We start from the raw sequence: 2038 nt of genomic DNA, 5'->3' as shown, positions 1-2038 counted from the left end.
CGGGTCAGGTAATGCCGATAGCGCTCGGTACTGATGCCGACCTGAATATTGAAACTGAGCAAGCGCAGACGACTGTCTGCGGGCAGGCCCGTGGATTCCAGATGATGTTCGTTGACCCGCGGATCATGCAGGCCAACGACGCGTTCAGTACCCCAGCGGCGCATGGCGGGTACTGCCCTTAGTTGGCGGCAGCCTTGGTAGCCGCTCGCTCTTTGTCGATCAGTTTGTCGGCCAGTTGCAGCGCTTGTTCGGCACCGCCGGCGGAGCCCACATCGAAGCGGTACTTGCCGTTCACGACCAGGGTTGGAACGCCGGTGATTTCATACTTCTTGGCCAATTCACGGGCTTGAACAACCTGACCCTTGATCGCGAAGGAGTCGAAGGTGGCCAGGAATTTTTCCTTGTCTACGCCTTGCGTAGCCAGGAAGTCGGCCATGTCATTCTTGTCGGTCAGCTTCATTTTCTTGTTCTGGATTGCGTCGAACACCGCGGCATGGACCTTATGCTCGACACCCATGGATTCGAGGGTCAGGAACATCTGGCCATGAGCGTCCCAAGGACCGCCGAACATCGCTGGAATACGCTTGAAGTTCACGTCCGATGGCAGTTTTTCAGCCCATGGATTGATGGTCGGTTCAAAGTGATAGCAGTGAGGGCAGCCATACCAGAACAGTTCCACCACTTCGATTTTGCCAGGCACGGCTACCGGAACCGGATTGCTCAGTTCTACGTAAGGGGCGGCTGGGGCTTCGGCGGCCTGGGCAGTCATGCCGAACAGGCTGGCAGCGGCAAAAACGGCGCTGATAATCAGATTACGCATGCTTTACTCCTGGACAAATTTTATCGCCTCGCGCGACCTGTTTTTCAGACAGATCCTGGCGGGCCTGAGTTCTGTAGTGTAACGGCAGCGGCCACAAAAAAGGGCGGCCAAAGCCACCCTTTTTATACTTGCTGCGACGGATTAATCGAGCGTTAACGTTGCAAGAGACGTACGCCTTGCGCAACGCGCGATTCGCCGGCCTTAGTGCAGGCCCTGAATGTAGCTGGACACTGCGGCGATGTCTTCGTCGCTCAGCTTTTTGGCAATGCTTTGCATTGGTTTGGTGTCGCCATCGTTGGTGCGTCCACCGTCTTCCTTGCGGAAATCGGTCAATTGCTTGGCGATGTATTGAGCGTGCTGACCACCCAGGTGCGGGAAGCCGGCGGCTGCGTTGCCTGCGCCATTTGGCGAATGGCACCCGGTGCAGGATGGCAGGCCCTTGGCCAGATCGCCGCCGCGGAACAGATTCTCACCGCGCTTGACCAGTTTTTCATCGGCGGCGCCCACGCTGCCTTTCTGGCTGGCGAAGTAGGCGGCCATGTCGGCCAGATCCTGATCGCTCATGTTGGTCAGCAGGCCGGTCATTTCCAGAACAGTGCGCTTGCCCGACTTGATGTCGTGCAACTGCTTGGTCAGGTAGCGCTCACCCTGGCCCGCCAGTTTCGGAAAGTTCGGCGCCATGCTGTTGCCATCCGGGCCATGGCAGGCCCCGCATACGGCGGCTTTTGCCTGGCCGGCTTTTGCATCGCCCGGCTGTACTGCCTCACCTGCAGCATTGGCCATGCCGGAGATGCCCACGGTCAACAGCAGACTCACGATCAATTTCTTCATCAGCTAATCCAACTACGGCTAAGGGTTAAGAGTTATGGACCGGGTTTACTCGCTCATCCACTGGATGATGGCTTGGTAATCCTCGGCACTGCAGTCCATGCACAAACCACGCGGCGGCATCGCCTTGAAACCCTGGGTCACGTGTTGCACCAGCGTCTCCATACCTTTCGCCAACCTCGGCGTCCAAGCTTCCTGATCGCCCTTGCGGGGCGCCATGGGTAGTTGGCCGGAATGACAGGCACCACAAACACGGTTGTACACAGCTTCCGGATCCTGTGTAGCCTGAGCGCTGTAAAGCGGTATCAGGACACCGGCAGCTAGCAGCCATTTCGTCATAAAACGACCTTTTCAGGGTTGAGAGCGTTCTGCGTTCTAATGCGCAATCAA

Annotated in this window: 3 protein-coding genes and 1 pseudogene; all 4 read right to left on the bottom strand. The window is 57.6% G+C overall.

Annotated elements, in window-relative coordinates:
* Positions 1-164, bottom strand: a pseudogene (locus D8V06_RS00885) (EEP domain-containing protein); the annotation flags it as partial.
* Between the two features lie 14 nt (positions 165-178).
* Positions 179-820, bottom strand: a complete 642-nt coding sequence (gene dsbA, locus D8V06_RS00880) for a thiol:disulfide interchange protein DsbA (RefSeq protein WP_056854213.1) — start codon at positions 818-820, stop codon at positions 179-181.
* A gap of 201 nt (positions 821-1021) precedes the next feature.
* The gene (locus D8V06_RS00870) at positions 1022-1651 is read right to left on the bottom strand and encodes a c-type cytochrome (RefSeq protein ID WP_056854212.1); all 630 of its coding nucleotides are present in this window, start codon (positions 1649-1651) and stop codon (positions 1022-1024) included.
* A 45-nt stretch (positions 1652-1696) separates the two neighbouring features.
* Positions 1697-1987 carry a c-type cytochrome gene (locus tag D8V06_RS00865; protein ID WP_046818664.1) on the bottom strand — a complete coding sequence of 97 codons (291 nt, stop codon included), beginning with the start codon at positions 1985-1987 and terminating at the stop codon, positions 1697-1699.
* Between the last annotated feature and the right edge of the window lie 51 nt (positions 1988-2038).

It is taken from the genome of Pseudomonas sp. Sample_24 (assembly GCF_004307605.1).
Lineage (GTDB): Bacteria > Pseudomonadota > Gammaproteobacteria > Pseudomonadales > Pseudomonadaceae > Aquipseudomonas.
This window is presented reverse-complemented; position numbering and strand designations above follow the sequence as displayed.

What these genes read in the sequence shown, in the direction of transcription:
- dsbA (WP_056854213.1), bottom strand. Translation starts at nt 820, where the DNA reads ATGCGTAATCTGATTATCAGCGCCGTTTTTGCCGCTGCCAGCCTGTTC.
- D8V06_RS00870 (WP_056854212.1), bottom strand. Translation starts at nt 1,651, where the DNA reads ATGAAGAAATTGATCGTGAGTCTGCTGTTGACCGTGGGCATCTCCGGC.
- D8V06_RS00865 (WP_046818664.1), bottom strand. Translation starts at nt 1,987, where the DNA reads ATGACGAAATGGCTGCTAGCTGCCGGTGTCCTGATACCGCTTTACAGC.